Annotated in this window: 1 protein-coding gene; it reads left to right on the top strand. The window is 35.4% G+C overall.

The features are described from left to right. Positions 1-872 (top strand): M16 family metallopeptidase (locus tag EUBDOL_RS01015; RefSeq protein WP_040462820.1); only part of this gene is annotated, 872 nt, incomplete at both ends.

The following is an 872-nucleotide window of genomic DNA, read 5'->3' as shown; positions in this document are numbered from 1 at the left end:
CTTCTTACAATGAAACAGCATATTATTTTTCCACAAGCAACGACATCAAAAAGCCATTGGAATTGTTGATGAATTTTGTACAGACGTTACAAATTTCTAAAGAAAGTGTAGAAAAAGAAAAAGGGATTATCGTACAAGAACTGAATATGTATCAACAAATGCCGGATAATCGTCTTTTGATGGAAACTTTTTCTTCGCTATTCCAAAATCACCCGTTAAAATATGATATAGGTGGAGATGCGGAAAGTGTCTGTGCTACGACACTTGAAGAACTACAACAATGCTACTGCCGTAATTATCACCCAAGTAACATGGTGTTGTTTGGTATTGGTGATTTTGATGTGGAAGCAGTGATGCAGCTTATTCGTGAAAATCAAGATAAAAAAGAGTTTTCAAACCAACCTCGGTTATATCGAAAAGAAGTTGTAGAGCCCCATGAGGTTGCACGTAAGGAATATCGCTTTGCAATGGACATATCTATAAAAAAACAAGCGATTGCTTATAAATTAACAGGTTTGAAAGATTCTAGTATGCGTAATCGAATGGAATGGTGCTTTAAAATCATGCTAGATGCTTATTTTTCTTCATTAAATCCGGAGTTTCAAGCATGGATTGATGGAGGCATTATCAATGATTATATTGGCAGTGAAGTAGACTTTGGTGAAGATCATGGACTGATTATGTTTTATGGAGAAAGCAATGATGAAATGCGTTTTAAAGATATTGTTGCGAAAATATGGAAGCGTATGCAGCAGGAAGCAGTGGATAAAGAAATGGTAGAGCGTTTAAAGCGTCGTTATTTCGGACAATCGCTTCGAAGCTTAAATAGCTTTGATGATATCGCCATTACGTATATTCGTAATTATTTTGAA

It is taken from the genome of Amedibacillus dolichus DSM 3991, from assembly GCF_000154285.1.
Classification (GTDB): domain Bacteria; phylum Bacillota_I; class Bacilli_A; order Erysipelotrichales; family Erysipelotrichaceae; genus Amedibacillus; species Amedibacillus dolichus.
The sequence above is the reverse complement of the archived record's forward strand: the minus strand, read 5'-3'. Positions and strand labels throughout refer to the sequence as shown.